Below are 26321 nucleotides of genomic sequence, written 5' to 3' on the forward strand. Positions count from 1 at the left end.
TGCAGCGAAGGTAACGCCCTGAAAGAGGGGGAGAATTGATAACGATCAAGACGACGAGGGACTTTCAGGCGAGGCATTAAAGCGAATACCACCAAAGCGGTAGCTTTATATTTTTCATATAATGATGATTTATATGAATATTTTTATTTCGCCATACAAAAAGACGGAGACGATTTAACATCCCAGGTATTAAGGGGTAGAACCACCTGCAAAGCGATGGCGATAACAGTGTTACCCGCAGATTTCCTCTGCAAACCCGTCAGTATGTTGTAACTATTCACGAGCCAAAAAAACGCGGCCCGAAGGCCGCGTAAACGGATAATCAAACTTACTTATTTTTCTTAGTATTACGGCCATATACCAGCCACGTGATCACAACGCAGGCGATATAGAAGACGAGAAATACTTTCATTGCCCCCGCCGGAGAACCGGTCAGGTCAAGAGAGATACCGAACGCTTTCGGAATAAAGAAGCCGCCAATTGCGCCGATGGCAGAGATAAAGCCCAGCGCTGCCGCCGTGTCCGTCGCCGCTTCACGCATCGCCTGCTCTTCGGTTCCCCCCTGAGCTTTTACGCGATCCATGGTCAGTTTACGGAAGATCACGGAAATCATCTGGAAAGTAGAAGCGCTGCCCAGCCCGGCAGTCAGGAATAGCACCATAAACACACCGAAGAAGGCGGTGAAGTTACCCCCCTGTCCGTCAGTTGGCAGCGTCAGGAACAGCAGCGCACAGAAGACAGCCATTACCACAAAGTTCACCAGCGTCACACGCGTCCCGCCCAGACGGTCAGACACCATGCCACCCAGCGAACGCGCCAGGGCACCAATAAATGGCCCAAAGAAGGCAAACTGTAGGATCTGAATGTCCGGGAACTGCGTTTTCGACAGCATGGCGAAGCCCGCAGAGAATCCGATAAACGAACCGAACGTTGCCAGATACAGCAGCGCCATTACCCACAGATGCCCGCGCTTCAGCACCGGCAACTGCTCGCTCAGAGACGCTTTTGACGCTGACAGATCGTTCATAAAGAACCAGGCTGCCAGAGTGAAGATCACCAGGAACGGAACCCAGATCCAGGAGGCGTTTTGCAGATACAGGGAAGAGCCATCCACTTGCTCAACGCCACCGCCGCCAAACGCTGCGAAAATGGAGACAGAGATCGCCAGCGGTGCAATCAGCTGCATCACGCTCACGCCCATGTTGCCGAGACCGCCGTTAATACCCAGCGCGCCGCCCTGTTTCGCTTTCGGGAAGAAGAAGCTGATGTTTGCCATACTGGAGGCGAAGTTCGCACCCGCAAAACCACACAGCAGGGAGATAATCACGAACACGCTAAACGGGGTAGACGTATCCTGTACCGCAAAACCGAGCCAGACACATGGCACGATCATGATACCGGTACTGAATGCCGTCCAGCGACGGCCGCCAAACACCGGAACCATGAACGCGTAAGGCACTCGCAGCAATGCGCCGGATAAAGACGGCAGCGCGGTCAACATAAATAGCTGATCGGTTGTAAAGGTAAAACCGACTTTTGGCAGGTTTACCGCCACCGCACTAAACAACATCCAGACGCAAAACGCTAACAACAAACACGGAACGGAAATCCACAGATTCCGGCTTGCTACACGATGGCCGCGCTGTTGCCAGAACGCCGGATCCTCTGGACGCCAGTCTGTAATAACGGCACCATTTTCCCTTTCGGGAGCGGATGAGTGACTCATAGACACCTCTGATTCTCGAATGATGCTGCAAACATTAGGGTTTTAGAGCGGCGGTAAGTTGATATAAATCAAAGGAAAAGAGGGAGGATTTGCGGCGCAAAAAAAGCCCTCATCCTTAATGAGTAGGTTATGACGGTAAAAAAGATGTGGTTTTTCACGGTGCTGACGTTTCCTTGCTACCCCCACCCCCTTCCCGTTACTCCGTTGGCAATTTGGGAGTAATCCTTTATTGGTATGGGTATACTCCAGGGTATGCACCAGAATAGCGCCATTCCTGCAAGCAGGCCACGTCAGGAGCACGGCAACTCTATGTTAAAAAGATGTTTATCTCCACTGACACTCGTGAATCAGGTCGCGCTGATCGTTTTGCTGTCCACCGCCCTCGGTGTGACGGGCATGGCGATCTCCGGCTGGCTGGTACAGGGTGTACAGGGTAACGCGCATGCCATCAATGAGGCGGGCTCGCTACGCATGCAGAGTTACCGCCTTCTGTCATCGGTTCCCCTGACGCAGGTCGATCAGCCACTGCTCGATGAAATGGAACGCACGGCGTTCAGCCCGGAACTGGAAAACGCCGCCATTCGCGCCGGTCAGCAATCTCAGCTTAAAGAACTCCAGGGCTACTGGCACACTCAACTGCAGCCGGGGCTGAAACAGGCGCGCAGTCCAGAAGCGGTTGCGCATGATGTTGCGGGTTTCGTATCACGCATTGATGCCCTGGTCTCCTCTTTTGACCAAACCACCGAATTGCGTATTGACCGGGTAGTGATGATGCACCGTGCAATGGCGCTGTGTATGGGGCTGTTACTCATCTTCACCATTGTCTGGCTGCGTGCACGGCTGCTGAATCCCTGGAAACAGCTGCTGGCGATGGCCCGCGCGGTCACCGCACGGGATTTTACGCAGCGCACCCATATCAGCGGGCGCAACGAGATGGCGATGCTCGGCCAGGCGCTGAATACCATGTCGGCAGAACTCTCCGAAAGCTACGCGGTGCTGGAGCAGCGCGTTCAGGAAAAAACGGCCGGGCTGGAGCAGAAAAACGAGATGCTCTCCTTCCTGTGGCAAGCCAACCGTCGTCTGCATATGCAGGTACCGCTCTGCGAGCGTCTCTCGCCGGTACTGAATGGCCTGCAAAATCTGACCCTGCTTCACGACCTGGAGCTGCGGGTCTACGATGTGGAAGACGAAGAAAACCATCAGGAGTTTACCTGCCAGTCCGATATGTCCTGTGATGACAAAGGTTGCCATCTTTGTCCTCGCGGCTTGCCGCCGTTGACGTCGAGTGGTACCACGCTGAAGTGGCGGTTGACGGACAACCACACCCAGTACGGCATTCTGCTGGCAACCCTGCCGGCCGGTCGTCACCTCAGCCACGACCAGCAACAGCTGGTTGATACGCTGGTTGAACAGTTGACGGCCACGCTGGCACTCGACCGTCATCAGGAAAAACAGCAGCAGCTGATCGTCATGGAAGAGCGTGCAACCATCGCCCGCGAGCTTCACGACTCCATCGCCCAGTCGCTCTCCTGTATGAAAATGCAGGTGAGCTGCCTGCAAATGCAGGATACGGAGATGCCGGAAAGTAATAAACAGCTGCTGAGCCAGATCCGCAACGAACTGAATACCTCCTGGGTGCAACTTCGTGAACTGCTGACCACTTTCCGTCTGCAGCTCACTGAACCTGGCCTGCGCCCCGCCCTGGAATCCAGCTGTCACGAATTTAGCGCCCGGCTGGGGTTCCCGGTGAAGCTGGATTACCAACTGCCGCCGCGGTTTGTTCCGTCGCATCAGGCCATTCATTTACTGCAGATCGCCCGTGAAGCGTTGAGTAACGTGCTCAAACATGCTGGCGCGACGGCGGTAACCGTCACCGTCAGCCAGCACGCTAATCAGGTCAGGCTCACGGTTCATGACAACGGCCGCGGCGTGCCGGAAAATGCCGAACGAACTAACCACTATGGTTTAATCATCATGCGAGACCGCGCCCAAAGCCTGCGCGGTGATTGCCAGGTTCGCCGGAGAGAGACAGGTGGCACGGAAGTTGTTGTCACCTTTATTCCCGAGAAACCGCTCACAACTGCTCAAGGAGAAACCCATGACTAATCAGGAACCGGCATCAATTCTGTTGATCGACGACCATCCGATGCTGCGTACTGGCGTGAAACAGCTGGTCAGCATGGCACCCGATATCACCGTCGTAGGCGAAGCCAGCAACGGTGAACAAGGCATTGAGCTTGCCGAAGCGCTTGATCCCGATCTGATCCTGCTTGATCTCAATATGCCCGGAATGAACGGTCTGGAAACCCTCGACAAGCTGCGGGAAAAATCCCTTTCCGGTCGCGTGGTGGTTTTTAGCGTGTCGAACCATGAAGAAGATGTGGTCACAGCGCTGAAGCGCGGTGCGGACGGCTATCTGCTGAAAGATATGGAGCCGGAAGATCTGCTTAAAGCGCTGCAACAGGCTGCCGCAGGTGAGATGGTGCTGAGCGAAGCATTAACGCCGGTACTGGCCGCCAGCCTGCGCGCCAACCGCGCCACCTCCGATCGCGACGTCAGTCAGTTAACGCCACGCGAGCGCGACATTCTCAAGCTGATTGCTCAGGGTCTGCCAAACAAGATGATTGCCCGCCGCCTGGATATCACCGAAAGCACGGTCAAAGTACATGTGAAGCACATGCTGAAGAAAATGAAGTTAAAATCCCGCGTTGAAGCCGCTGTGTGGGTACATCAGGAACGAATTTTTTAAGCATTACTCATCCGGCAGCAGCCTCCAGCGCGGGTCGTCGTTGGGTAATGCGACCAGCGGTTGCACCACAATAAGCGTGATCTCATTGGAAGAGACGCGCTGGCCTTTCTCATCTTCTACCACTGCCGACAAGTGCCAGCGGTTAGTTGCCCCTTCCCGGCTATCCCAGGCAGGCATAATCACACTCCAGCCATCGCCGCTGTTACTTTTCGCCGGTGATGTCAGGCTCAATGCCTGGGTATCACCCTGCCAGTGGATCTGACGAATACCATGCGTGCTGCGAATTTGTAGCTTCAGCATCACGGTCTCGCCCCCTTTCAGATCCCACGGTGGCGTCGCCAGATACACTGATAACGTTTTGCGTTGGCGGAACTCCATAACCGGCAGGTTGTCCCGCTCAGGCGAGTCGTAGCGGCTCCCGCGCAGGGAGCGCGTGGCGGCGACTTCTCCGGCAGAGATCTGCTTTATAAGCGGTACGCCGAAGCGATAGTTAAGCTTCAGTCCGAGATTATTTTGACTGACGCCACTCTCTCCCTGCTTATGGGCGGCCGTCAATGTGACCAGCGGAACAGGGGTATAGTTGAGCCCCAGATTTACCGCGACAGGGTTGTGATAGCCGGTTCCGGTGTTGAACAGGTCGACGTTATCGCCAAAGTATTGCTCGAAGCTAACGCTGGTGTTCAGATGATGGAACCACGGCAACCAGGCTTTGGCGGTGACATCATACCCGCGCGCCATGCGCTGCTCCTGAACGTCCGAGCTGTCACGCCAGCTGGCAAACGGCTGATAGTAGTTAGCAGACAGACGCAGATTTTCACCCCACGCTTCCGCGCCCAGCCCGGCACGCTGCAGGCCTTCATCCAGCAGGTTATCGTAAAACGTGTTGTAGCCCAGTAACCACTTGCCGGCGATCCAGCGCTGACCTACCCCGGCGTTACTGACCAGGCCATCCGTCTGCTGCGTCACGCCAAACTGGCTCCAGCTCAGGTAACGGTTGTTATCATTCCAGGGGATAAACCAGCTCCCGCTACTGCCGTTAAATTTACCTTCGTCATTCACCAGCAAGTTTACGCTGGCGTTACCCCACGGGGAGAGCCAGGATTCAATCTGCTGGTTCACTTCCCCACTCACCGCATCACGTACCTGACCAAACGCAAACTGGCGCGCCTGCTCGCCCGTGGTCAGACCGTTATCGGTCATACTGGCTTCACCAAACGCTTTTGCCATTTCGGCCAGGTGTTTTTCTCCCTCGCCAGTTGGGGAGGCCATACCGAGATCGGGCAAACTATCCCCGTTGTTATCAAAGGGATTTTCTGCCTGTTGCATAAAGGAATTCGGGGCACCGTGAACGGCTCCCGCCGTAAGAAGGGGGAGTAATAACAGAAAGCGAATGCAGGACGATACAGCCATCAACGTCGGGTTTAGCGCCTGGGTTTTGTTAAAGACGCTCTTACCTTAACGCTATTAAGAAAGAATTGCAGCCTTACGGGAAATTTCAGGAATATCCTGAAGTTTATTGTCGGCTGTAGACGGCGTAAACTCGGTAAACCCTATATTATTCGTGCCTTTTTAAGAACAGGAGTCAACATGCAGAAGATAGTGATCATCGCCAACGGTGCGGCTTACGGCAGCGAATCCCTTTTTAACAGCCTGCGTCTGGCTATCGCACTCCGCGATAAAGAGAGCGAACTGGAGTTACGGCTCTTTTTAATGTCGGACGCGGTCACTGCCGGGCTGAAGGGACAGAAACCTGCAGAAGGCTACAACATTCAGCAAATGCTGGAGATCCTCACCGCGCAAAATGTGCCGGTGAAGCTGTGCAAGACCTGCACCGACGGCCGCGGCATTACCGGGCTGCCGCTGATTGATGGTGTAGAGATTGGTACGCTGGTTGAGCTGGCCGAGTGGACGCTGTCCGCCGATAAAGTATTAACTTTTTAATAATAAACCCGTAAAAATATTATTTTCTTATGGACGCGGTTTCAGCATCAAGTTTACCTGCAAGGTTGCCGATAGGCATGGAAACAACACAGCAGGTATTTCACTTATGTTCAGATCGATTCGTGCACGCATCATCGCCGCGACGGCAGGCTGTCTGGTCGTCGCCCTTCTCCTTAATACCGTTATCAACTTCCAGGTCACGCGTCAGGATAACCAGCAGTCACAGCGCGATATCCTGACCAGCACCAGCGCCAGCCATAACATGGCGATTGCCGACTGGGTAAAAAGCAAAATGACGGTGATCGCCTCCGCTCAGACCGTGGCGCTGAGTGACGATCCGGTTCCGGTATTCAAACAGCTTGCGCAGGCGGGGGGATTCACCAACGTCTATGTTGGTTATGCCAGCAAGACAGCCAAATTCTCTGACCCAGCGGGCGTCCCCGCGGATTATGACCCGACCATTCGCCCCTGGTATCAGCAGGTGGTAAGCCAGGACGCCCCTGTCGTCACCGCACCTTACGTAGATGCCGGTACCGGGAAGCTGGTGGTGACGTTCGCCGTGCCGGTGAAAGAAAATGGCACCCTGAAAGCCGTGGTAGCAGGCGATGTGGCCATGGATAGCGTGGTCGCTAACGTGCGCGGGATCCATCCGACCCCGGCAAGTAGTGGATTACTTCTGACCAGCGATGGCACCGTGATTGCCGCCAATGATCCGGCGCTGACGCTTAAACCGTTTGCCGAGACGATCAAAGGTATCGATTTTGCGGCGCTGAAAAGCGGTAATCCGGTTGTCGGCACATTCGATGACAAAGAAAAAACCTTTGTTGCGACGGCCGTGTCAGGCACTAACTGGATGTTAGTTGTCGCCCTCGACAATGGCGATGCGACATCCGGCATGCGTTCCCTGCTTAAAGCGTCGGCTATCTCGCTGGTGATCCTGGCTCTGCTGAGCGCCGCTATTGTTCACTTCCTGATTGCCCGTCTGCTGAAGCGACTGTCTGACATCCGCGACGCGATGCACAACATTGCTAACGGGACTAACGACCTGTCGCAGCGCCTGCCGGATGATGGTGAAGACGAAGTCGCGCAGATTGCACAAGCGTTTAACGCCTTCAGCGATAAACTCTCCGTCGTCATGGTACAGCTCCGTGATGCCAGCGCATCGGTGAAAAATGCCGCGCAGGAAATTGCGGCTGGTAACCAGGATCTTTCCGGACGCACCGAGCAGGCGGCATCCAGCCTGCGAGAGACCGCCAGTGCCGTGGAGCAGATCACCGCCTCCGTGACGCAGTCGAATGAGTCTGCAGCAGAAGCCAACGACCAGGCGAGCAAAGCCTCAGCGGCCGCGGCGCGCGGTGGTGAGGTGGTGTCGCAGGCAATCAGTACCATGCAGTCCATCGAAGTGGCATCCGCAAAAATTGGCGATATCACCAGCGTAATTGACGGCATTGCCTTCCAGACCAATATTCTGGCGTTGAACGCCTCGGTGGAAGCAGCACGAGCCGGGGAACAAGGGCGTGGGTTTGCCGTGGTGGCAGGAGAGGTGCGTAACCTGGCAAGCCGTAGCGCTCAGGCGGCGAAAGAGATCAAATCGCTTATCGATTCCACCACTGACAGCGTGGCAACGGGCTCCCGTTACGTGCATCTGGCAGGGGAAAGCATGAATGAAATCCGCGCCAGCATCGGCAGCGTCTCGGGCATCATGCGTGAAATCTCCATCGCCACCAGCGAGCAGATGAAGGGTATCCATGAGATCAACCATGCGGTAACCCATCTCGACAGAATGGTACAGCAGAACGCCGAGCTGGTTGTGCAATCCGCCGCCGCCGCGGGCGCCCTGCAGAGCCAGGCGGGTGACCTTGCTGAAACCGCCGGACATTTCCGCATTTAATTTTATCCCGGCGCGCGTTTAGCGGGTAAAACGCGCGCCAGCTGAAATTTTTAGGGATTTTGTCATTTTTGTTTAATCGTTATGCCATTTTTTGATCAAAATCAGCATCCCGGCCCCTCCCCTTTGGTGTTATGCCATGAGTGAATTGTGAACAATATCACGCTCGGATATGGCAGCAGGGAGAGCGTTGTTTAAGACTACGGGGTAAAAAATGGCACTGGTAAAAACAAGTTTGAAACTGTTTGGCGGGGATACGGTAGTGGTTCGTTGTTCAGAGCGCTGCCGTATTCATCTGATGAGTTCAAAAGCACAAAAACAATCGCAGGCAGATATTCTGACCGTGCAGGATGATAAAGCCTGGCTTACGGTGCCCTATACCGGCACGTGGGATGTGTTGATCGACAGCCACAGTCAGTCACTGGAGCATTCTGTCAGCTACGTAGCAGCATAACATTAAACGCCCGGCGAGCCGGGCGTATTCTCAGGCAAAACCCGGTCGCAGCGAGCTGTTGAGCAGGTTCCCTTCCAGAAGTGCCTTCACCTTCACCACCAGTTCGTTCAGACAGTCGTCCTTCATACCGAGGCGGGTCAGCTCGTCATCAAGAGAGAAGAGATACTGCGCGTTAGTACCCAGCGGGCCACTGGCGGCAGCAATCAGCGGGGCAATTACCTGCGTACGGGTATCCGCTTCATACAGCGGATGGCGAGGATCCATAATAAAGACCAGCGCATTAACGGTACGTCCGTCGTCCAGTTCCAGCTTGCACCAGCTCGGCATATAGCAGCCGGTAATCATCTCGCGCTTCCAGAGCAGCGTGAGCTCCTCTTCCAGCGTGGCGTCCGGGAGGCGATATGCCACGCCCGTGGTGCGTCCGCCCTCTTTCAGTGCAAGCATGCGCCCAGGTTGACACGCACTGCCACGCCCGGCCGTCAGACGCAGGCAAAATGCGCGGTGCCAGCCCGGCAGCGTTCCCGTTGCCGATTCGACAAATTCCAGAGCCGGGTTCCACATCAGAGAGCCGTAGCCAAAAATCCATACCGGGCCATCATCCGGGCGGCAGGCAAGCGTGGCAGCGAGTGACGCCGCACGTTGTTCAGCCGACCAGAGAAGCGATTCCTCAATAGCACCAAATGCCGTCTTACAATCTGCCTTCATTAAGAAATCACGCGTTAACACTTTACACCTCCGCCACTGCATGCTTCCTTGCGACATCTGTAATTCGCCTTCCCGGCCTTAGGTGCTGGTCATTTTGCCAGCAGTTAAATAACGATAAGCAATTAGCGGACCAGTTGCAATACAACGGAAGTTCAACCGCCTGAAAAGTCAAAATGAAGGCAGCGAATTATTTCACGGCTATTTCTTTTTATGCCATTTATCGTCGTCTCCTTTCTCATATTCATGTTTTACGGCGGCCCAGGCGACTTTGTGCGCCGTCTCTTCACGGCTGGCATCATCCCGGCGATCGTCCTTATCTTTGTATTGTTCCCAGGCGCTATTAAACGCTTCTTTGTAGATATCCTGCGCGTGGGCGGGCAGCACGTTTTGCACGTTATCGGGTAATTCGCGTTTCGTTTTATAGGGCATCACTGACCTCTCTTTTGGCTAAAGAGATAAGTGTGGACGACGATATGGCATGGTGCCACCCGGCAATAATTTATGAGGACATTATATTTTTAATACATTGTTATTTAATGACTAATAAACAAAGACTCTGCATTTTACCCATCAAGAAACAAAATTATGACAAAGGGTAAAATTAAGTAAAAAATAAAGGGTATTTAACAGAGATCTGTTAGTTTAATGACCTCAAAAATCTATCTATAATTACAAGCACCTGCATTGATGGAGAAGCACATGACAGCAACACACGAGGCGGTAAAGACCCGCCACAAGGAGACGTCACTCATTTTCCCGGTTCTGGCACTGGCTGTGCTGCTCTTCTGGGGAAGCAGTCAGTCACTGCCAGTGGTGGTTGGTATCAATATTCTTGCTCTGGTTGGTATTTTAACCAGCGCTTTTAGCGTCGTTCGCCATGCCGACGTATTAGCCCACCGTCTGGGCGAGCCGTACGGTTCGTTAATTCTTAGTCTTTCCGTTGTTATCCTCGAAGTTAGCCTGATCTCTGCGCTGATGGCGACCGGTGATGCCGCCCCGACGCTGATGCGCGATACGCTCTACTCAATCATTATGATTGTGACGGGCGGTCTGGTGGGCTTCTCGCTGTTATTGGGTGGTCGTAAATTCGCGACCCAGTATATGAACCTGTTCGGCATTAAACAGTATCTGATTGCCCTCTTCCCGCTGGCAATTATCGTGCTGGTGTTCCCGATGGCGCTGCCGGGTGCAAACTTTTCCACCGGTCAGGCATTGTTGGTTGCGCTGATTTCCGCGGCCATGTACGGCGTATTCCTGCTGATTCAGACCAAAACGCACCAGAGTCTGTTTGTGTATGAGCATGAAGACGACAGCGACGATGACGACCCGCATCACGGTAAACCGTCGGCCCACAGCAGCGCGTGGCACACGGTTTGGCTGATCGTGCATCTGATTGCGGTTATCGCGGTTACCAAGATGAACGCCAATCCGCTGGAGACGCTGTTAACCGAGTTGAACGCGCCGGTGGCCTTTACCGGCTTCCTGGTAGCGCTGTTGATTCTGTCCCCTGAAGGACTGGGCGCGCTGAAAGCGGTACTGAATAATCAGGTGCAACGCGCAATGAACCTGTTCTTCGGCTCCGTGCTGGCGACGATTTCGCTTACCGTTCCGGTGGTGACGTTGATTGCGTTTATGACGGGTAACGAGCTGCAGTTTGCGCTGGGTGCGCCAGAGATGATCGTGATGGTGGCATCACTGTTGTTGTGTCAGATTTCGTTCTCGACCGGACGTACCAATGTGCTGAACGGCGCGGCGCATATGGCGTTGTTTATTGCGTATCTGATGACGATATTTGCGTAGTCTTTTTACCATGCCCCATAAAAAAACCCGCCGAAGCGGGTTTTTTTATTAGTTGCTGGTATCCAGCTCGTCGAAGCTCTTCACCAGATCGTCAATCGCTTTGATCTGTTTCAGGAACGGCTCCAGTTTATCCAGCGGCAGCGCGGATGGACCGTCACATTTCGCGTTAGCCGGATCCGGGTGCGCTTCGATAAACAGACCCGCCAGGCCGGTTGCCATACCGGCGCGCGCCAGCTCGGTAACCTGGGCACGGCGGCCGCCGGAGGCTGCACCAAACGGATCGCGGCACTGCAGTGCGTGCGTCACGTCGAAGATCACCGGAGACTGATTAGAGACGTTCTTCATCACGCTGAAGCCCAGCATATCCACAACCAGGTTGTCGTAACCGAAGTTTGAACCACGATCGCACAGAATAACTTTGTCGTTGCCACCTTCGATAAACTTATCGACGATGTTGCCCATCTGACCCGGGCTCACGAATTGTGGTTTCTTCACGTTGATCACCGCACCGGTTTTCGCCATCGCGGCAACCAGGTCAGTCTGGCGAGCCAGGAACGCCGGCAGTTGGATAACATCTACCACATCGGCCACAGGCTGCGCCTGAGCGGCTTCATGCACGTCGGTGATCACTTTCACGCCAAAGGTCTGTTTCAGCTCCTGGAAAATTTTCATTCCCTCTTCCAGGCCCGGGCCACGGTAAGAGTTGATGGAGGAGCGGTTGGCTTTGTCAAAAGAGGCTTTAAACACGTACGGGATACCCAGTTTCTGGGTCACAGTCACGTAGTGTTCGCAGATACGCATAGCGAGATCGCGGGATTCCAGCACGTTCATACCGCCAAACAGCACGAACGGCAGGTCGTTTGCCACGTTGATATCACCAATGCTAACCACTTTTTGTTTCATAGGATCGCCTTATTCAGGTGTGAATCGGAATTAAGATTAATGCAGTGTAATTTGTTTGTGCGAGATCGCGTTGATCTGCGCGCGAATCATTTCGCTAATCGGATCTTCCGGACATTGTTCCACGAAATAACTCAAATCATTCAGCGCGACGTGTTCACAATCGAGCTGAGCATAAATAAGCCCACGGTCGCGAATTTCATACGGATCTTCCGGATTAAACTGCAGCAGCACTTCACTGGCACGCAAAGCCAGTTCCATCTGACGCTCTTCCATCAGCGCTGATTTCAGCGTATCCAGCAGCTTGCGGATCACTTCTGAGTTATCCGCCTCGTCGAGATCTTCGTTAAAAAGCTCGGCCACCGGGCTGATATTGCCTTTCAGCCAGACGTCCAGCGTATGCTCATCCAGCGTGTCGCCGTTAAACGGATTAATGAGCCACATCTCACCATCCAGCCACTCGGCACGCAGTATCATCTGCGTCGGGAAAATGACCGGCACCAGTGGAATATCCAGACGGTGTGCGACCCACAGCAAAATAGAGCCCAGCGCAACGGCGCTGCCCTGACGATTCTTTAAGACCTGGTCCAGCCATAATGCGTCAGACAGGCGATACACGCCACGCGTATCGCAGAAACCCCATTCGCCGTAGAAAAGTTCCAGAAGCTTCTCTAATTGCCAGTCCTGCGGACGCGCCTGATTGATCTCTTCACGCGCCAGGCTGACCAGATTTTCCAGCTCATCGTAGACATACTGCGACGTAAAATCGTCACGGATCATCTCCGAAATCAGGATCATGCCATCGCAAAGCGGCACTTTATTAAATTCGAAATCGGCTAAGGACTTCATGACTTACCCCAGTAACGGTATTCTTGTGGTGGCGAGTTTAATGATGATGTACAGCACCACCAGACCCAGCAGAAAGGCAATAAATCCCACCTGCTGGCTGCGCGGACGACGACGCCCAAGCGCGATAAAACCCAAAACGATATAGATGATAACGCCAAACAGCTTTTCAGTCAGCCATGCGCCTTTATCAGTAAATGGCAGATAGCCGGTCTTCCACATGAGTCCGGCGCCAGTCAGGAACAGAACCGTATCGATACAGTGCGGTGCGACACGCACCCAGCGGGCATCCATCAGCGGATTGTTGCTGTAACGCCACCAGTAGCGCACGATGAAAAAACCGATGGTCAGCGCAACGGAAATCAGGTGAGCGGAAATAAGCACAGTAAACAGGCTCATCACCACTGCCCCAGCGTCAGACGTTCGTTGCCGCCGTAGTCGCGGCAGGTTTCCACTGCGGTGTAGCCTGCTTGCGTAAACAGCGCCCGCACGGCTTCTCCCTGCGTCCAGCCGTGCTCCACCAGCAGCCAGCCGCCGCGAACTAAATGCTTCCGTGACGTTGTCACAATGTGATCAAGATCGGCCAGTCCCTCGTTAGCGGCGACCAGGGCCGTCAGCGGTTCGAAACGGACATCTCCCTGCGCAAGATGCGGATCATGTTCGTCAATGTAAGGAGGGTTGCTGACAATCATCCCAAACGTGTGATTTTCTAGCGCGCTAAACCAGCTGCTGTGCAGTACGGTGACATTAGTCAGGCCGAGCCTGTCCACGTTACGCTTTGCCAGCGCTACCGCGTCTGGCATCACATCCACTGCCGTCACATCACAGTCCGGGCGTTCACTGGCGAGCGCCAGCGCAATGGCGCCCGTCCCAGTACCTAGATCGAGGATTCGAGTGGCGCTAGCCGGTAAACGCGCCAGCGCCTGCTCGACCAGACACTCGGTGTCCGGACGTGGGATCAGGGTCGCTGCCGAAACGTACAAAGGTAACGACCAGAATTCACGCTCTCCAACCAGATGCGCCACCGGCTCACCGGCCTTACGACGGGCAAGCAGTATGGCGAGTTGCGCCTCCTGCTCAGAAGCCAGCTGTGTTTCCCCGAAAGCCAGCAGATACGTGCGCGGTTTCCCCGTCACATGCTCAAGCAAGATTTCGGCATCGCGTTTAGGACTCTCACTTTCTGAAAGCTCACCGACGGCCTGGCGTAACCAGCGCTGGAAATCCATTATTCCTGCTCGGACAGCGCCGCCAGCTGATCGGCCTGGTATTCCTGCACAATAGGCTCAATCAGCATATCCAGCTTGCCTTCCATCACTTCGTCCAGACGGTAAAGCGTCAGGTTGATGCGGTGGTCGGTCACGCGCCCCTGCGGGAAGTTGTAGGTGCGGTTACGGTCGCTGCGGTCGCCGCTGCCCAGCAGGTTACGGCGGGTCGACGCTTCTGCCTGCTGGCGTTTTGCCATTTCTGCCGCGTGGATACGCGCACCGAGCACGGAAAGCGCTTTGGCTTTGTTTTTATGCTGCGAACGTTCGTCCTGACATTCAACGACAATACCGGTCGGCAGGTGGGTAATACGGATGGCGGAGTCGGTGGTGTTAACGTGCTGACCACCCGCTCCGGAGGAACGGAAGGTATCAATACGCAGGTCCGCCGGGTTGATGTCCGGCAGTTCCGCTTCCGGCAGCTCCGGCATGACCGCAACGGTACAGGCTGACGTATGAATACGCCCCTGCGATTCGGTGGCAGGTACGCGCTGCACACGATGACCGCCAGATTCAAACTTGAGACGACCGTATACGCCGTCGCCGCTGATCTTCGCGATCACTTCTTTAAAACCACCATGCTCGCCTTCGTTGGCGCTCATGATCTCCACACGCCAGCGGCGCGATTCAGCGTAGCGGCTGTACATGCGGAACAGATCCCCGGCAAACAGGGCCGCTTCATCACCGCCGGTACCGGCGCGGACTTCCACAAATGCGTTACGTTCATCGTCCGGATCTTTCGGCAGCAACAGCACCTGAAGCTGCTGTTCCATCTCTTCCGAACGCGCTTTCGCATCCTGCAACTCTTCCTGCGCCATTTCGCGCATTTCAGGGTCATCAAGCATCATCTGCGCAGTTTCAATATCTTCCTGAACCTGTCGCCAGTCAGTAAAGCATTTAGAAACATCACTTAACTGCGCGTATTCGCGAGAGAGCGCGCGAAAACGTTCCTGGTCCGCAATGGTCCCGGCATCACCGAGCAGCGCCTGTACTTCCTCATGGCGCTCGTGCAGAGCTTCCAGTTTAGCGACGATAGAAGGCTTCATAGGCGTAAGTGCACCTTTTCTTAGAAAATGGGTATAGGGCGCTATTCCAGCCCGAGGCTGTTGCGCAGAATAGTCAGGCGTTCATCATCCCCGTCACGGGCAGCCTGCTGAAGAGATTTGGTTGGGGCATGGATCAGGCGGTTGGTCAGTTTCCATGCCAGATCCTGCATAATAGCGTGTGCGTCGCCGCCCTGTTCCAGGGCCGCTAACGCTTTGGCTGTCAGGTCATCACGCACCTGCTCCGCCTGCCCGCGATACTCGCGGATGGTCTCGCTGACGCTTTGCGCGCGCAGCCAGGCCATAAACTCACTGGTTTCCTGCTCAACAATGGTTTCCGCCTGCACTGCCGCCGCTTTACGCTGGGCAAGGTTGTGCGAAATGATACTTTGCAGGTCATCCACGCTGTAAAGATAGGCGTTAGCCAGTTTACCGACTTCTGGCTCAACATCGCGCGGGACGGCGATATCCACCAGCAGCATCGGCTGATTACGACGGGATTTCAGCGCACGCTCCACCATCCCTTTACCGATGATCGGCAGTGGGCTGGCGGTAGAGCTGATAATAATGTCCGCCTCTTTCAGGCGTTCATCAATGTCGCTTAACGCCACCACCTCTGCGCCCACTTCGTCCGCCAGCACCTGAGCACGTTCGCGGGTACGGTTGGCGATAATCATCTTTTTCACTTTATGTTCGCGCAGATGGCGCGCGACAAGTTCGATGGTTTCGCCCGCACCCACCAGCATCACGGTAACGGTCGACAGGGATTCAAAGATTTGGCGTGCAAGGGTGCAGGCCGCGAAAGCAACAGAAACCGCACTGGCACCAATGTCGGTTTCGGTTCGCACACGCTTAGCCACGGAGAATGACTTCTGGAACATACGTTCCAGCTCACTGGCCTTCAGATGCCCTTTTTGCGAATCCGCAAACGCTTTTTTCACCTGCCCCAGAATTTGCGGCTCGCCGAGAACCAGCGAATCCAGCCCGCTGGCCACGCGCATCAGATGGCTGACGGCATCATTGTCCTGATGCCAGTACAGGCTATTGCGCAGTTCGTCTTCGTTGAGATTGTGGTAGTCGCATAGCCAGCGGATCAGCGCCTCGTGCAGGTTATCCTGCTCTTCCACACTCAAATAAAGCTCGGTACGGTTGCACGTCGAGAGCACCACGCCACCCTGCACCATAGGTTGTGCAAGCAAGCTGTCCAGCGCCAGGTCAAGCGTGTCTGGCGAAAACGTTACGCGTTCTCGCAGCGAAACCGGGGCTGTTTTGTGGTTAATGCCGAGTGCTAATAAGGTCATGTTGAGCGGGAGTAGTACCAGCGTTAATAAGGTTAGCAGAACGCATCATACAGGATGCGCGAGATCAATAAAAGAGACTGCACCCTTTCGGAGTAATAGGTTACATCGCGCTTTGAGATAATTTGAACGTAGACGGTGGGGCCCTTCAACGCTAGCATTAACAGTTATAACTGCAACGTATCTCAAGGATTTGTCCTCATTATGACCCGACTGATTCGCCTGCTGCCGCTGGCCGCACTGGTTCTGACCGCCTGTACTGTCACCCAACCAAAAGGCCCAGGCAAAAGCCCTGATTCTCCGCAGTGGCGTCAACACCAGCAGGACGTCCGTAATTTGAGCCAGTACCAGACTCGCGGCGCTTTCGCGTATCTCTCTGACGAACAAAAGGTTTATGCGCGTTTCTTCTGGCAGCAAACAGGCCAGGACAACTACCGTCTGCTGCTGCTGAACCCGCTGGGCAGCACCGAACTGGAGCTTATCGCGAAACCGGGCGAAGCGCAGATCACCGATAACAAAGGCCAGCATTACACCGCGACAGATGCCGAAGAGATGATTGGTAAGCTGACGGGAATGCCTATCCCGCTCAACAGCCTGCGCCAGTGGATCCTTGGCCTGCCGGGGGATGCCACCGACTACCAGCTTGACGATCAGTACCGTCTAAGCCAGGTGAATTACGCGCAGAATGGCAAAACCTGGAAAGTGGTGTACAGCGCCTATGACAGCAACAGTAAACCTTCTCTGCCATCGAATATGGAACTGACCCAGGGCAGCCAGCGTATCAAGCTGAAAATGGACAACTGGATCGTTAAATGATGACCCACTGGCCCTCTCCGGCAAAACTGAACCTGTTTTTATACATCACCGGCCAGCGTGCTGATGGCTATCACACCCTGCAGACGCTGTTTCAGTTTATTGACTATGCCGACACAATCTCGATTGAGCTGCGTCAGGACGGGCAGGTTTGCCTGCTGACGCCTGTCGATGGTGTGGCGCATGAGGACAACCTAATTGTCCGCGCGGCGCGCCTGCTGATGAAAGCGGCAACTGACGCCGGACGACTACCGACAGGAAGCGGCGCAGATATCCTCATTGAGAAACGTCTGCCAATGGGTGGCGGTCTCGGTGGAGGCTCATCCAATGCCGCAACCGTGCTGGTTGCTCTGAACCATCTCTGGGGTTGTGGGCTGTCGACGGACGAACTGGCAGCCTTAGGATTGACGCTGGGCGCGGATGTACCGGTATTTATTCGTGGTCATGCGGCATTTGCCGAAGGTGTAGGAGAGGTCCTCACTCCGGTCGAGCCGCCAGAAAAATGGTATCTCGTTGCCCACCCCGGCGTGAGCATTCCGACCCCGGTCATCTTTAAAGATCCTGACCTGAAAAGAGATACTCCGGTTCGGTCAATAGAAACGTTATTAAATTGTGAATTCAGCAACGATTGCGAGGATATCGCAAGAAAACGTTTTCGCGAGGTTGATGCGGTGCTTTCCTGGCTGTTAGAATACGCGCCGTCGCGCCTGACTGGTACAGGGGCCTGTGTCTTTGCTGAATTTGACACCGAATCCGCCGCTCGTCAGGTGCTTGAGCAAGCGCCGGTTTGGCTGCATGGTTTTGTAGCGCGTGGGATGAACACGTCTCCCCTACAGCAGACCATTCTGGCGCAGACTGAGTTTCGGTGACAACGTCACCCTGTTCCAGACGTTGCATCGCGCTCTTTAATACACCGCCTGGATAGTATTCGCCTGGCCCGCACAGTTTGCGGCGAACGCTATCCACCACTGGACGCATGCCTGAGGTTCTTCTCGTGCCTGATATGAAGCTTTTTGCTGGTAACGCCACCCCGGAACTAGCACAACGTATTGCCAACCGCCTGTACACTTCCCTCGGCGACGCCGCCGTAGGTCGCTTTAGCGACGGCGAAGTCAGCGTACAAATTAACGAAAATGTACGCGGTGGTGATATTTTCATCATCCAGTCCACCTGTGCTCCAACAAATGACAACCTGATGGAACTGGTTGTTATGGTCGACGCGCTGCGTCGTGCTTCAGCAGGCCGTATCACTGCTGTAATCCCTTACTTCGGCTATGCCCGTCAGGACCGCCGTGTTCGTTCTGCACGTGTACCTATCACCGCCAAAGTTGTCGCTGACTTCCTGTCCAGCGTCGGCGTTGACCGCGTACTGACCGTTGACCTGCACGCAGAGCAGATCCAGGGCTTCTTCGACGTCCCGGTTGATAACGTATTCGGCAGCCCTATTCTGCTGGAAGACATGCTGCAACTGAACCTGGACAACCCAATTGTGGTTTCTCCGGACATCGGCGGCGTGGTACGTGCTCGTGCTATCGCGAAGCTGCTGAACGATACCGATATGGCGATCATCGACAAACGTCGTCCGCGCGCTAACGTTTCTCAGGTGATGCATATCATCGGTGACGTAGCTGGCCGTGACTGCGTGCTGGTTGACGACATGATCGATACCGGCGGTACGCTGTGTAAAGCTGCAGAAGCACTGAAAGAACGTGGTGCCAAGCGCGTATTCGCTTACGCAACTCACCCGATCTTCTCCGGTAACGCGGTAAACAACCTCCGTAACTCCGTCATTGACGAAGTTGTGGTGTGCGATACCATCCCACTGAGTGACGAAATCAAAGCGCTGCCAAACGTACGTACTTTGACCCTGTCCGGGATGCTGGCCGAAGCGATTCGTCGTATCAGCAACGAAGAATCCATCTCAGCTATGTTCGAACACTAATCGAGCACGGCCAAAAAACCCGCTGCGGCGGGTTTTTTTGTCTTTAATATTTATTTGTATGATCAATGCCTCCTTCACCTGCCATTCATATGACAGATGATGCGCATCTGGAAGATAGATAATTGTGAAAAACGTAACCTCCTCACATGTTCTGCCCTTTCGCGCCCTCATCGACGCTTGCTGGAAAGAGAAGTACACCTCGTCACGCTTTCTACGTGACCTGATAGCCGGGATCACCGTCGGCATTATCGCCATTCCGCTGGCAATGGCGCTGGCGATTGGCAGCGGCGTTGCGCCGCAGTATGGCCTTTATACTTCGGCCGTTGCCGGGATCGTCATTGCCCTGACCGGCGGTTCGCGCTTCAGCGTCTCTGGCCCGACCGCTGCCTTTGTGGTGATCCTCTACCCGGTTTCCCAGCAGTTTGGCCTGGCAGGCCTGCTGGTTGCCACCCTGATGTCCGGCGTCTTTTTGATTTTATTCGGTCTTGCCCGTTTTGGCAGGTTGATTGAATACATCCCCCTTTCCGTGACGCTGGGGTTCACCTCCGGGATTGGTATCACCATCGGAACCATGCAGATCAAGGACTTCCTGGGTCTGCAGATGCCCCACGTACCTGAACACTATCTGCAAAAAATCGGTGCGCTAATTATGGCGCTGCCGACCGCCAACCTGGGCGACGCCGCCATCGGGATTGTGACGCTGGGTACGCTGATTGTGTGGCCTCGTCTGGGCATTCGTCTCCCTGGCCATCTGCCCGCGCTGCTGCTGGGCTGCGCGGTAATGGCCATCGTCAATATGTTCGGTGGCCATGTCGCGACTATCGGCTCGCAGTTCCACTATGTTCTGGCGGACGGTTCACAGGGAAGCGGTATTCCGCAGCTGTTACCGCAGCTGGTGTTGCCGTGGGATATGCCCGGTTCCAGCTTCACGCTAAGCTGGGATTCCCTGCGCGCCCTCCTTCCCGCAGCCTTCTCAATGGCAATGCTGGGGGCCATTGAATCTCTGCTCTGTGCGGTGGTACTGGACGGCATGACGGGAACGAAGCATAAAGCCAACAGCGAGCTGGTTGGTCAGGGTCTGGGTAACCTTATCGCACCGTTCTTTGGCGGCATCACTGCAACGGCAGCCATCGCACGCTCCGCGGCAAACGTGCGTGCCGGGGCAACATCCCCCATTTCGGCAGTGATCCACTCCGTGCTGGTGATCCTCGCCCTGCTTATCCTTGCTCCGTTGCTCTCCTGGCTACCGCTTTCAGCCATGGCCGCTCTGCTGTTGATGGTAGCCTGGAACATGAGTGAGGCGCATAAGGTGGTGAACCTGCTGCGTCGCGCACCGAAAGACGACATTATCGTGATGCTGCTTTGTATGTCGCTGACCGTGCTGTTTGATATGGTCATTGCCATCAGCGTCGGGATTGTGCTGGCGTCCCTGCTGTTTATGCGTCGTATTGCGCAGATGACGCGTCTTTCCCCGGTGAACGTCGAAGTGCCTGACGATGTGCTGGTTTTGCGTGTGATTGGCCCGCTGTTCTTTGCCGCCGCGGAGGGGCTGTTCAGCGATCTCGAATCCCGCATCGCGGGGAAACGGATTGTGGTGCTGAAATGGGATGCCGTTCCGGTGCTGGATGCCGGTGGACTGGATGCCTTCCAGCGCTTTGTGAAACGTCTGCCGGAAGGCTGTGAGCTGCGCGTGAGTAACCTGGAATTCCAGCCCCTACGCACCATGGCGCGCGCGGGCGTGCAGCCAATCCCTGGCCGACTCTCCTTCTACCCTAACCGTGAAGCCGCATTAGCGGATCTGTGAGTGGTCTGATGCAGAATAATGTCTCTGCATCATCACCCGGGTGGCCTGCTGGAGCGATGCAAGCACGGCAGGCACCATCCATATCCCCTTCATCATATGCGGTTCCTGCTTCATGTCCGTGCAAAAAAAAACGACTCCCTTGGGAGCCGTTTCGGTGTTCTTTATCGTCGCACTAACTGTGCTTGTGCTGGTCACGACGACAGCGCTTGTCGTAGTGGCGCACCCACCAGTATTTGTCACACACTTCCTCACGACCGCTCATGCGAGCCCCTGCCAGCCACAATACCGCACCAATGAAGATGCTCAATATCGCGCCGTGCGCGAAGTATTGCGGGAGGTCAAGCTGCGGCAGTTGGTTTAAAATTGAATAACCCACGCCGGCTACCATCACGAACAGTCCCAACCCCATCAGCACGTTACCGAATAACGAAGCGTTTTTGCGTTTCATGTGTCACCTCCGGAACTTTGGGTTGTCAGGGGAAAAGCCCCTAATCCTTGTGTGTAAAGTATAGACAACGCCTCTTTTATGAGTTGCGTGAATGATCACAATTACCGATAACGTCCAAACAAAAGTTTACAAATAAGACGTTGAACAGCTTGAAATTCTAATTGTTTAAATAAGAAATTATTCGTATTCCGCTGTGAAGATCGCAGAATTTTGTCAAGCGGCTCGTCAGACAGTAAACTACGCGCCAGATCTGGAACCCATTAGGAATTGAATCGTGACGATTAAACTGATTGTCGGCCTCGCCAACCCAGGCGCAGAGTATGCGGCAACACGCCATAATGCCGGGGCATGGTACGTCGATCTCCTGGCCGAGCGGTTACGTGCTCCTTTGCGTGAAGAACCTAAATTCTTTGGCTATACCTCACGTATCAACCTTGCTGGCGCTGATGTTCGTTTGCTGGTACCAACCACCTTTATGAACCTGAGCGGTAAAGCCGTGGCGGCGATGGCAACGTTTTATCGTATCAACCCGGATGAAATTCTGGTGGCGCACGATGAACTGGATCTCCCGCCTGGTGTGGCAAAATTCAAACTGGGCGGCGGGCATGGCGGCCACAACGGTCTAAAAGATATTATCAGCAAGCTGGGCAATAACCCGAATTTCCACCGTTTGCGCGTGGGAATCGGTCATCCGGGCGATAAAAACAAAGTTGTTGGTTTCGTACTCGGTAAACCACCGGTTTCTGAGCAGAAACTGATTGACGAGGCGGTAGACGAAGCGGCTCGCTGCACTGAAATCTGGCTGAAAGATGGGTTAACCAAAGCGACAAACCGCTTACACGCTTTCAAAGCGCAATAATCCGCCCGATCCGGCTTTTTTACCGCGCGTCATGCGGGTTACGTGTATAATAGGCGTAGTTATTTACTTTTCATCAATCGGTTATCGTTAACGGATTGATTATCAAGATATTAAGGTGATTTAGAAATGGGATTCAAATGCGGTATCGTCGGTCTGCCAAACGTGGGCAAATCCACCCTGTTTAACGCGCTTACCAAAGCGGGTATCGAAGCGGCGAACTTCCCGTTCTGTACCATCGAACCTAACACCGGTGTTGTACCAATGCCGGACCCGCGTCTGGACCAGCTCGCGGAAATCGTGAAGCCGCAGCGCATTCTGCCAACCACCATGGAATTCGTGGATATCGCGGGCCTGGTAAAAGGCGCATCCAAAGGTGAAGGTCTGGGTAACCAGTTCCTGACTAATATTCGTGAAACCGAAGCGATCGGGCACGTTGTGCGCTGCTTCGAGAACGACAACATTATCCACGTAAACAACAAAGTGGATCCGGCTGACGACATCGACGTTATCAACACCGAGCTGGCGCTCTCTGATCTCGACACCTGCGAACGCGCAATTCACCGCGTGCAGAAGAAAGCCAAAGGCGGCGACAAGGACGCGAAAGCGGAACTGGCTGCGCTGGAAAAATGTCTGCCACAGCTGGAAAACGCGGGCATGCTGCGCGCGCTGAAAAATCTGACGGAAGAAGACAAGGCGGCAATCAAATACCTGAGCTTCCTGACCCTGAAGCCAACCATGTACATCGCCAACGTTAACGAAGACGGTTTCGAGAACAACCCGTACCTGGACAAAGTGCGTGAAATCGCGGCGGCTGAAGGTTCTGTGGTTGTGGCGGTGTGCGCTGCCGTTGAATCCGACATCGCCGAGCTGGACGACGCCGACCGTGAAGAGTTCATGGCCGAGCTGGGTCTGGAAGAGCCGGGCCTGAACCGCGTGATCCGCGCAGGCTATGAGCTGCTGAACCTGCAGACCTACTTCACCGCTGGGGTGAAGGAAGTGCGTGCGTGGACCATCCCTGTGGGTGCAACTGCGCCTCAGGCGGCTGGTAAAATTCACACCGACTTCGAGAAAGGCTTTATTCGTGCGCAGACCATCGCGTTTGAAGACTTCATCACCTACAAGGGTGAGCAAGGCGCGAAAGAAGCAGGCAAGATGCGTGCGGAAGGGAAAGATTATATCGTTAAAGATGGCGATGTGATGAACTTCTTGTTTAACGTCTGAGTCGTCTTGACTGAAAAAAATCCACGCCCTGGCGTGGATTTTTTTATTCCGGGGTTAAAACACACTGTCTAAGAGTTCTGTTTTCATGCTGGGTTCAAATGGAATGATTTCGGCTGTCGCAAGCTTCAACGCCTGAAAAGGATCCTCGCGCAAGCGCTCTTCAAGAGCGGCAAGACTCTCACATTTCGCGAGAATGACCCCACCGTTTCTTGGGATCCGTCTACCCGATGCCAGGAAAATCCCCTCTGAATACCCCTTTTTAAGCCACTCAACATGAGCAGGTATCTCTGCGTCGATTTCTTCGAGTGGTTTTATATAGGTCAATATGACAATGTAAACTGTGCTCATCCTTGCCTCTTAGTTTGGTTTTTACGTCGTTTGTTCGAACTGCTTGTGCAGCCCCTCTTTTGCCACCCGGTATCATTATCATTTTTAGGGCGCATTTGAGCTTAATATGCAGGGCCTGATCGTGACAACGTGTTACGTTTCATATCCCAGGAATAAAACCAATCATGCCAGCCATTTTTTTGCTGGATATCTACAGACAACGACCACTTCCTTTGACAGGTTGAATGTTAAGTAATAGAAAGTTGCGCCTTCAGGAGGTGGAGTCCAAAATAATTTTTTGCCCTGAGCTTCGAAGATTATCAACATGGTTGATAAGTGCTCTCCTGCATTTATTTTATGGGGGGTTATCTTTCCTCAATATGGTATGTATCTTTATCACTCCAGTATATAATCTTATATTTACCAAAGTTGATGTTTTGTTCTTTGTAATAATCCATTACTTCGGATGGATACCAACCATATCCAAATAAAAAAAGAGCTCCTTCGTCAACTAATAGCCTTATTATTCTTTGCTTATCCTGATCGTCAATTACAGGTAAAACCATAAGCTCATCTTTTAATGAAAAACCTATCGCCTGCATTTTTCTAATTAAATCTTTTCCCAGAACGCGTATTTTCACACTAGTCCCAGCCATATCAATGACAATAATCGAATCATCTGGCATCTTATTCAATTTACATTCACCCTTATAGCTACTGGAGTTGATGTTGGTACGGAATTTATCACCATTTCTGGAGCCCCGCCAGGTAAATGTTGGCCCGGACCTAAGAAATAATCATTACCACTTAATGGGCTTCGTGGCTGCATATTAGAGATGCCACCAATCTTTCTTATATTAAATCCTTCACTTAAAGACCCTGGGTATAAACCCATGTCTTTTTCAATTTTTGAAGCAAGAGATTTAGATATAATGATATCTCCGTCTTCAATGCCATTGAAATATTTCAACGCTCCTTTTTTGTCTGTAATAAATGTACCATCTCGACCGATTGCAGGATATTGATCCCAACTTTTTGGACTAATATTATATCCTACATCATCTTTTAGCATTTTAGCTTGGCGCGCTCTTGCTCTTTCAGCCTTACATAATCCAAGCGGGTCGATATATTTGATAGGGTTCGGCGCATACTGGTAAAGATTTATCCCCCCCGCCAGCCCTATCGGGTCCTGCTGCGTAAACCTTCCGCAGTCCGGGTCGTAATACCGGAACAGATTGTAGTGCAGCCCTGTCTCACGGTCCAGGTATTGCCCCTGCATCCGCAGGTTCTGAGAATATCCTGATACCTGCGTCTCGCTTTCACGCAGCAGCTTGCCCCAGGCGCTGTTCACGCCTTCCCAGCGCACCTGCCCCTCGATATCGGTCATCCGCTCCGGCGTGCCGTTGGGCTGGAAGTGGAACCAGAAGATCTCCGGCGCATCAACGCCGTCAATACGCGCCAGCGGGTCGTAGCTGTCCTGGTCGCTGTAGACGTAGGTCAGCGGCACGTCTCCGTGCAGCTCCTGCAGCAGGCGGAACCCTTCCCAGACAAACCGGGTGGTGACCGGCTTGCCGACTGGCTGTCCGCCCAGCATCTGGCAGCGCGTTTTGCTGATGCGGCGTCCGAGCGGATCGTAGCGGAAGCTCACCTGCGTCTGCGGTTTATTGCGGTCCCGCGGCTGGCTGATAACCTCCGTCAGGCGATGTTCACCGTCGTAGCGGTAATGCCAGCGGGTCTGGCCGTTATCCTTCTCCACGGTGCGGCCGTGGATGTCATACCGCCAGCGAATGCCGTTCAGCTGCGTCAGGCGGTTGTGCGTGACCTTCTCAGCAGATCCTTCGATCGGGTTACCGGCCGCATCCCAGCGCCACTGCTCCTGGCCGGGCAGCGTACCGTCCTGGACGAGCAGACGCCCGGCGCTGTCGTACTGCCAGCGGTACCAGCTGAACGGGTTATCGTCCCGCTCTTCGCGCACCAGGTTATTGCGGTAGTCGTAATCCCAACGACGCAGCGCTGGGCATTGCCAGTGAATACATCCCGGCGATGCCGTCGGCCAAGACGGTCGTACTCGCTGCGGGTGGTCAGCAGCCCCTGGATGCGCCTGGTCTCCCGGTGAAGTTCGTCGCGGGTAAAGTCGTAGACCGACAGCTTATCTAGAGCAAGGCGCGAAAAAAGCAAGCAAAATGCGTGCGGAAGGGAAAGATTACATCGTTAAAGATGGCGACGTAATGAACTTCTTGTTTAACGTTTGATTTGTTTTGAATGAAAAAAATTCACGCTTCGGCGTGGATTTTT

Annotated in this window: 25 protein-coding genes and 3 pseudogenes; 13 read left to right on the forward strand and 15 right to left on the reverse strand. The window is 54.1% G+C overall.

Annotated features, from left to right (window positions below):
* Window positions 1–328 precede the first annotated feature (328 nt).
* Window positions 329–1726 carry a NarK family nitrate/nitrite MFS transporter gene (locus tag ACLHV8_RS11940; RefSeq protein ID WP_208595169.1) on the reverse strand — a complete coding sequence of 466 codons (1398 nt, stop codon included), beginning with the start codon at window positions 1724–1726 and terminating at the stop codon, window positions 329–331.
* A 309-nt stretch (window positions 1727–2035) separates the two neighbouring features.
* Here ACLHV8_RS11940 and narX point away from each other — a divergent pair, with 309 nt between their 5' ends.
* Both narX and narL read left to right on the forward strand, forming a co-directional pair.
* The gene (gene narX, locus ACLHV8_RS11945) at window positions 2036–3832 is read left to right on the forward strand and encodes a nitrate/nitrite two-component system sensor histidine kinase NarX (RefSeq protein WP_129323429.1); all 1797 of its coding nucleotides are present in this window, start codon (window positions 2036–2038) and stop codon (window positions 3830–3832) included.
* Window positions 3825–4475, forward strand: coding sequence for a two-component system response regulator NarL (narL, locus tag ACLHV8_RS11950; protein WP_028018756.1), 651 nt, complete (start codon window positions 3825–3827; stop codon window positions 4473–4475). Before narX ends, narL begins: the two co-directional genes overlap by 8 nt.
* Window positions 4476–4478: 3 nt before the next feature.
* Here the strand turns inward: narL and ACLHV8_RS11955 are convergent, their stop codons facing one another.
* Complete coding sequence (locus ACLHV8_RS11955) at window positions 4479–5885, reverse strand: YchO/YchP family invasin (RefSeq protein ID WP_208595168.1); 1407 nt, start codon at window positions 5883–5885, stop codon at window positions 4479–4481.
* A gap of 177 nt (window positions 5886–6062) precedes the next feature.
* Here ACLHV8_RS11955 and ACLHV8_RS11960 point away from each other — a divergent pair, with 177 nt between their 5' ends.
* The 3 genes from ACLHV8_RS11960 to ACLHV8_RS11970 all read left to right on the forward strand — a co-directional run bounded on the left by ACLHV8_RS11960 (window position 6063) and on the right by ACLHV8_RS11970 (window position 8758).
* Complete coding sequence (locus ACLHV8_RS11960; RefSeq protein WP_049005091.1) at window positions 6063–6416, forward strand: DsrE/DsrF/TusD sulfur relay family protein; 354 nt, start codon at window positions 6063–6065, stop codon at window positions 6414–6416.
* Between the two features lie 106 nt (window positions 6417–6522).
* Window positions 6523–8307, forward strand: coding sequence for a methyl-accepting chemotaxis protein (locus tag ACLHV8_RS11965; RefSeq protein ID WP_208595167.1), 1785 nt, complete (start codon window positions 6523–6525; stop codon window positions 8305–8307).
* Between the two features lie 211 nt (window positions 8308–8518).
* A complete protein-coding gene (locus ACLHV8_RS11970) occupies window positions 8519–8758 on the forward strand; it encodes a DUF1883 domain-containing protein (RefSeq protein WP_010432930.1) in 240 nt (79 codons plus the stop codon).
* A gap of 30 nt (window positions 8759–8788) precedes the next feature.
* Here ACLHV8_RS11970 and ACLHV8_RS11975 read toward each other — a convergent pair whose 3' ends face one another.
* Together ACLHV8_RS11975 and chaB are read right to left on the reverse strand one after the other, a co-directional pair.
* The gene (locus ACLHV8_RS11975) at window positions 8789–9484 is read right to left on the reverse strand and encodes a gamma-glutamylcyclotransferase (RefSeq protein ID WP_049005090.1); all 696 of its coding nucleotides are present in this window, start codon (window positions 9482–9484) and stop codon (window positions 8789–8791) included.
* A gap of 177 nt (window positions 9485–9661) precedes the next feature.
* Window positions 9662–9892 (reverse strand): putative cation transport regulator ChaB, encoded by a 231-nt coding sequence (gene chaB, locus ACLHV8_RS11980; protein ID WP_021240355.1) that lies wholly within the window; start codon window positions 9890–9892, stop codon window positions 9662–9664.
* A 270-nt stretch (window positions 9893–10162) separates the two neighbouring features.
* Between chaB and chaA the strand changes: the two genes are divergently transcribed.
* On the forward strand, window positions 10163–11263 hold the full coding sequence (gene chaA, locus ACLHV8_RS11985) for a sodium-potassium/proton antiporter ChaA (protein WP_024907071.1): 1101 nt from the start codon (window positions 10163–10165) through the stop codon (window positions 11261–11263).
* 48 nt (window positions 11264–11311) lie between these two features.
* On the opposite strand, the gene kdsA is transcribed toward chaA, so the two are convergent.
* Genes kdsA through hemA form a run of 6 tightly spaced genes read right to left on the reverse strand, consistent with a single transcriptional unit; the run spans window position 11312 to window position 16615 of the window.
* Window positions 11312–12166, reverse strand: a complete 855-nt coding sequence (kdsA, locus tag ACLHV8_RS11990) for a 3-deoxy-8-phosphooctulonate synthase (RefSeq protein ID WP_028018750.1) — start codon at window positions 12164–12166, stop codon at window positions 11312–11314.
* Between the two features lie 36 nt (window positions 12167–12202).
* Entirely contained in the window at window positions 12203–13012 is an 810-nt protein-coding gene (sirB1, locus tag ACLHV8_RS11995; RefSeq protein ID WP_028018749.1) for an invasion regulator SirB1, read from the reverse strand.
* 3 nt (window positions 13013–13015) lie between these two features.
* Window positions 13016–13408 (reverse strand): invasion regulator SirB2, encoded by a 393-nt coding sequence (gene sirB2 / locus ACLHV8_RS12000; protein ID WP_028018748.1) that lies wholly within the window; start codon window positions 13406–13408, stop codon window positions 13016–13018.
* The gene (prmC, locus tag ACLHV8_RS12005) at window positions 13408–14235 is read right to left on the reverse strand and encodes a peptide chain release factor N(5)-glutamine methyltransferase (RefSeq protein WP_208595166.1); all 828 of its coding nucleotides are present in this window, start codon (window positions 14233–14235) and stop codon (window positions 13408–13410) included. The genes sirB2 and prmC overlap by 1 nt, the downstream gene beginning before the upstream one ends.
* Window positions 14235–15317: a peptide chain release factor 1 gene (gene prfA / locus ACLHV8_RS12010; RefSeq protein WP_049005087.1), complete on the reverse strand. Its 1083-nt coding sequence runs from the start codon at window positions 15315–15317 to the stop codon at window positions 14235–14237. Before prfA ends, prmC begins: the two co-directional genes overlap by 1 nt.
* A gap of 41 nt (window positions 15318–15358) precedes the next feature.
* The gene (gene hemA / locus ACLHV8_RS12015) at window positions 15359–16615 is read right to left on the reverse strand and encodes a glutamyl-tRNA reductase (protein WP_028018745.1); all 1257 of its coding nucleotides are present in this window, start codon (window positions 16613–16615) and stop codon (window positions 15359–15361) included.
* A 201-nt stretch (window positions 16616–16816) separates the two neighbouring features.
* Here hemA and lolB point away from each other — a divergent pair, with 201 nt between their 5' ends.
* From lolB to dauA, 4 genes are all read left to right on the forward strand, one after another.
* Window positions 16817–17428, forward strand: a complete 612-nt coding sequence (gene lolB / locus ACLHV8_RS12020; protein ID WP_028018744.1) for a lipoprotein insertase outer membrane protein LolB — start codon at window positions 16817–16819, stop codon at window positions 17426–17428.
* On the forward strand, window positions 17425–18294 hold the full coding sequence (gene ispE / locus ACLHV8_RS12025) for a 4-(cytidine 5'-diphospho)-2-C-methyl-D-erythritol kinase (protein ID WP_208595164.1): 870 nt from the start codon (window positions 17425–17427) through the stop codon (window positions 18292–18294). Before lolB ends, ispE begins: the two co-directional genes overlap by 4 nt.
* 125 nt (window positions 18295–18419) lie before the next feature.
* On the forward strand, window positions 18420–19367 hold the full coding sequence (gene prs / locus ACLHV8_RS12030) for a ribose-phosphate diphosphokinase (protein WP_003856663.1): 948 nt from the start codon (window positions 18420–18422) through the stop codon (window positions 19365–19367).
* 124 nt (window positions 19368–19491) lie between these two features.
* On the forward strand, window positions 19492–21171 hold the full coding sequence (gene dauA / locus ACLHV8_RS12035) for a C4-dicarboxylic acid transporter DauA (protein ID WP_208595163.1): 1680 nt from the start codon (window positions 19492–19494) through the stop codon (window positions 21169–21171).
* Here dauA and ACLHV8_RS12040 read toward each other — a convergent pair.
* Both ACLHV8_RS12040 and ychH read right to left on the reverse strand, forming a co-directional pair.
* A pseudogene (locus ACLHV8_RS12040) lies at window positions 21157–21288 on the reverse strand (MerR family transcriptional regulator); the annotation flags it as partial. The gene dauA and the pseudogene ACLHV8_RS12040 overlap by 15 nt on opposite strands.
* 55 nt (window positions 21289–21343) lie before the next feature.
* On the reverse strand, window positions 21344–21619 hold the full coding sequence (gene ychH / locus ACLHV8_RS12045; RefSeq protein ID WP_028018741.1) for a stress-induced protein YchH: 276 nt from the start codon (window positions 21617–21619) through the stop codon (window positions 21344–21346).
* 274 nt (window positions 21620–21893) lie between these two features.
* On the opposite strand from ychH, the gene pth reads away from it, so the two are divergent.
* Window positions 21894–22478 (forward strand): aminoacyl-tRNA hydrolase, encoded by a 585-nt coding sequence (gene pth, locus ACLHV8_RS12050; protein WP_023336005.1) that lies wholly within the window; start codon window positions 21894–21896, stop codon window positions 22476–22478.
* Between the two features lie 126 nt (window positions 22479–22604).
* Window positions 22605–23699 (forward strand): redox-regulated ATPase YchF, encoded by a 1095-nt coding sequence (gene ychF / locus ACLHV8_RS12055; protein WP_010432886.1) that lies wholly within the window; start codon window positions 22605–22607, stop codon window positions 23697–23699.
* Window positions 23700–23753: 54 nt separating this feature from the next.
* Here ychF and ACLHV8_RS12060 read toward each other — a convergent pair whose 3' ends face one another.
* From ACLHV8_RS12060 to ACLHV8_RS12070, 3 genes and pseudogenes are all read right to left on the reverse strand, one after another.
* Entirely contained in the window at window positions 23754–24047 is a 294-nt protein-coding gene (locus ACLHV8_RS12060) for a YciI family protein (protein ID WP_208595162.1), read from the reverse strand.
* A gap of 344 nt (window positions 24048–24391) precedes the next feature.
* Complete coding sequence (locus ACLHV8_RS12065) at window positions 24392–24712, reverse strand: hypothetical protein (RefSeq protein ID WP_208595205.1); 321 nt, start codon at window positions 24710–24712, stop codon at window positions 24392–24394.
* Window positions 24713–25124: 412 nt separating this feature from the next.
* Window positions 25125–26189: pseudogene (locus ACLHV8_RS12070) on the reverse strand (RHS repeat domain-containing protein); the annotation flags it as partial.
* On the opposite strand from ACLHV8_RS12070, the pseudogene ACLHV8_RS12075 reads away from it, so the two are divergent.
* Window positions 26183–26278, forward strand: a pseudogene (locus ACLHV8_RS12075) (DUF933 domain-containing protein); the annotation flags it as partial. The pseudogenes ACLHV8_RS12070 and ACLHV8_RS12075 sit on opposite strands and share 7 nt — an antisense overlap.
* Window positions 26279–26321: the final 43 nt, after the last annotated feature.

Origin of the sequence: Enterobacter sp. CPE_E863 (genome assembly GCF_046521465.1) — a bacterium.
GTDB lineage: Bacteria > Pseudomonadota > Gammaproteobacteria > Enterobacterales > Enterobacteriaceae > Enterobacter > Enterobacter adelaidei.